Genomic DNA, 4,182 nt, shown 5'->3' with positions numbered 1-4,182 from the left:
GTGGCAAACCCATAGGTGGCCGCAAAGCCCATGGCGCGAACGCATTGTCACCATCGGATAACCGATTGTCCTGTCGCCGTCCATTTTAGTCGAGAATCGGCGGCTCAAGGGGAGACGTCGGAAAGATCCTCCGCCCGGCTCGAGCATCCGTCGACGTCTGGCTTTCTGTCGCCAATCCGCAGCCCTACTGTCGGAAACCAAACTGTATCCCCTTGTGGCTGAAGGTTAATCCGAAGGGCCGATCGTGAACGCTCCCGGCCGGTGTTTCTTTTTACATGCAAGCTGCGATGGCGACTAGCCGGACCGCCATTGCACCGCGGCGCCCCGGCATTTCATGGCATTGGTCCGGGAGGAGTGGTTTGCAGTGAGCGACAAGCGGGACCGAGCGGCTGACCTGGCGCCGACGCGGTCCGTGGCAGATCGGGAAGCTCGGGGCGGATTGCTCACCGCCGCGACAGCGCCGCCGGTGCGGCGACTCGCCGCCCGCGGCCGCCGCGCAGGCGCCGCGACCGTCGCCGCGATCCTGGTGTCGGTCGGACTGAACTGCATCCCGGCCCGCGCGGCGGACGGCCCCTGCGCCAACCCTGTCAACGTGATTGCTTGCGAGAACAGCAAGCCCGGGACGCCGCCCTCGGAGTGGGACGACATCTGGGGTGCCGGAGACGACACGATCCAGGGCTTCACCACCGATGTCAGCGTCAACGTCGGGCAGACCGTCAGCTTCAAGATCAAAGCGGCTGCGGCCTACCGCATCGACATCTACCGCCTCGGCTACTACCAGGGCAACGGGGCCCGCAAGTTGGCTACCCTTAACCCGCAACTCGGTGCGCCGCAGCCAGACTGCGTGACGGACGCGACGACCGAGATATACGACTGCGGGACCTGGCATGTCTCCGCGACCTGGACCGTGCCGTCGGACGCGGTCTCCGGCGTGTATCTGGCCAGGCTGACGCGCAACGACAACACCGGCGCGAGCCAGACTCCGTTCATCGTCCGAAACGACGCCAGCACCTCAAAGGTCTTCTTCAAGACGTCGGACGCGACCTGGCAGGCGTACAACGATTTCGGTGGATCAAACTTCTACTGGGGCGGTCCGCAGGGCCGGGCGTTGAAGGTGAGCTACAACCGCCCCTACGCGACGCGAAATATTGGCAATGGTCGCGACTTCCTGTTCAGCAATGAATTTCCGATGATCCGCTTCCTGGAGCGCAATGGCTACGACGTCAGCTACACGACTGACGTCGACGCCGAACGGCGCGGCGATCTCATCCGCAACCACAAGGTGTTCCTCTCGGTCGGCCACGACGAATATTGGTCGGGACGGCAGCGGGCGAACGTCGAGGCGGCCCGCGACGCCGGCGTCAATCTCGCCTTCTTCAGTGGCAACGAGGTCTACTGGAAGACCCGCTGGGAGCCCAGCGTCGACGGCGCCAACAGCCCGTACCGGACCCTGGTCTGCTACAAGGAGACCTGGGCCAACAGCAAGATCGACCCGTCCACCGAGTGGACCGGAACCTGGCGTGATCCCCGGTTCACCCCGCCCTCTGACGGTGGCCGACCGGAGAACGGCCTGACCGGCACGCTCTACATGTCCAACAACACGGACCTGGCCATGCAGGTGCCGGCGGCGCAGGGCAAGAACCGCTTCTGGCGCAACACGGCCGTCGCTGCGCTGTCGGACGGGCAGACCGCCACACTGGCTCCGCACACCGTCGGATACGAGTCCGATGAGGACCGGGACAACGGCTTTCGCCCGCCTGGCCTGATCCGCCTGTCGACCACCACCGGGCCGTCGCCGGAGTATCTGCGCGACTTCGGCAGCACTGTGACTCCCGGCACGACCACGCACCACATGACGTTGTACCGGGCCGACAGCGGGGCCTTGGTCTTTAGCGCCGGCACCATCCAGTGGGCGTGGGGTCTTGACTCCGAGCATGATGGCGTGCAGTCAGCGGCTGACTCCCGGATGCAGCAGGCGACTGTCAACCTGTTGGCCGACATGGCTGCCCAGCCCACCACGCTGATGCCCGGACTTGTCACGGCCACCGCGTCCACTGACACGGCGGCGCCGACGGCGGTCATCACCACACCCGCAAACGGGGCGAGCATCGACAACGGCGCCATGGTGGCCGTCCGTGGCACCGCCTCCGACAGCGGTGCCGGCCGGGTTGCCGGCATCGAGGTTTCCACCGACGGCGGCACCACCTGGCACCCGGCCGACGGAACGTCGACCTGGAGCTACACCTTCGTAGCCAGCGGTACCGCCGCGCAGGTGGTCAAGGCCCGCGCGATCGATGACAGCGGCAACATCGAAACGAGTCCGGCAAGCATCACTCTCGCTCTGGATGGTCCGAGCTCGCTCTTCGGCCAGCGTGTGCCGACGGTTTCGGCAGACGTCGACGGATCAGCCGTCACGCTCGGCGTCAAGTTCACGCCGCAGAGCGACGGGAGCATCGTCGGTGTGCGGTTCTACAAGGGAACGGGGAACACGGGCACCCACACCAGCTCCATCTGGTCGTCCAGCGGTCAACTGCTGCGCACCGGCACTTTCGGCAACGAGACCGCCACCGGCTGGCAGAGGTTGAATTTCTCCAGCCCGCTGAAGGTCGCCGCGAACACGACGTACATCGTCTCCTACTTCGCGCCGAACGGGCACTACGCCGCCGACGACCGGTTTTTCAGCTACTTCGACCACAGGCCGACGCCGCTGGTGGCGCCGAGAGCCACAACCAACGGCGGCAATGGCGTCTTCCGTCCGGGCTCAGGCTTCCCGGACCAGGCGTCGCCCACCGATGCCAACTACTACGTCGACGTGCTCTTCATCGACGGGGAAACGGCGCCACCCACCGTGCTGTCCACCACCCCCGGGCAGGATGAGACCGGAGTGGACCTGTCCGCACGCCCGCAGGCGCTCTTCTCCAAGCCGCTGGCCCCCTCGTCGGTTCAGTTCACGCTCAAGGACGCCGGGAACACGCCCGTCGCCGGCATCGCGTCGTACGACGACGCCACCCGTACGGTCACCTTCACGCCGGCCGCCGACCTCACCCTTGGGCAGACCTACATCGCCACCGTCTCGGCGACGGACCTGCAGGGCAGGCCGATGAAGGCCCCGCAGACATGGTCGTTCACCACCACCGCCTATGCGCAGGTGTCGACCTTGTTCGCCCCGGACGCCGTACCGGGGTCCGCATCATCGAGCGACGCACAGGCGGTCACCCTCGGTGTGAAGTTCACGCCAGCGGTCAGCGGAAAGGTCATCGGCGTCCGCTACTACCAAGGGCCGGGAAACGGTGGCACGCACACCGGCAGCATCTACTCGGCGAGTGGGGACCTGTTGGCACGCGCCACGTTCCCGGCCAGCGCCGGCACCGGCTGGCGGAGCGTGCAGTTCGCCACGCCGGTTCAGGTGGTAGCGGGAACGACGTACGTCGCCGCCTACTGGGCGCCCGAGGGCAACTACGCGCACGACGGCGGCTTCTTCGGCGAGCCCTACACGAACGACGACACCACTCTCAGCGCGCCCGCCGGAAGCAACGGCGTGTACGCCTACGGCAGCGACACCTTCCCGACCGGTAGCTACAACTCGACCAACTACTGGGTGGACCCGATGTTCGTCGGTGACGGTCCGCCGCCCGGACCGCCGCCGCCGCCGACTCCGCCCGCCAATGCGATCACCATTTTCGGGTCTGACACGCCCACCGTAGCCGCCTACGACGACAGTTCCGCGCTGGAGGTTGGGGTCAGGTTCACCGCCGACGTCGATGGCGTGGTCGCCGGGATCCGGTTCTGGAAGGGAACCGGCAACAACGGAACCCACCGGGGCACGCTCTGGACGGTGGACGGTCAGCAGCTGGCAACCGGCGCCTTCGTAAGCGAGACCGCGTCGGGCTGGCAGACGCTGCTCTTCGACCAGCCGGTCCAGGTCTCCGCGGGTACCTCGTTCGTGGCCTCGTACTCCAGCCCGACAGGCCATTACGCGGTCGACATCAACGCCTTTGCGGAGGGGTACGACAAGCCGCCGCTGCACGTGGCGCCCACCGGCGGCCTCTACCGGTACGGCGGCGGCACCGCCTTCCCGACCGCGACCTCGAACCACAACTTCTGGGTCGACGTCTACTTCATCCCCGGCGGTTAGCGGATCAGTCCGGGCGGCCACCTGTGGCCGCCCGGACCCCGCCAACG

1 protein-coding gene is annotated in these 4,182 nt (G+C 66.8%); it reads left to right on the top strand.

Going from position 1 to position 4,182, the window contains the following annotated elements; genetic code table 11:
• The first annotated feature begins 364 nt into the window (after nt 1-364).
• Nucleotides 365-4,135: a DUF4082 domain-containing protein gene (locus ABZV00_RS37655; protein ID WP_355615396.1), complete on the top strand. Its 3,771-nt coding sequence runs from the start codon at nt 365-367 to the stop codon at nt 4,133-4,135.
• Nucleotides 4,136-4,182: the final 47 nt, after the last annotated feature.

Source organism: Micromonospora sp. NPDC005173 (assembly GCF_040608515.1).
Taxonomy (GTDB): Bacteria; Actinomycetota; Actinomycetes; order Mycobacteriales; family Micromonosporaceae; genus Micromonospora.
Note: the sequence above shows the minus strand (reverse complement) of the source record. Positions and strands in the feature narration are given on the sequence as shown.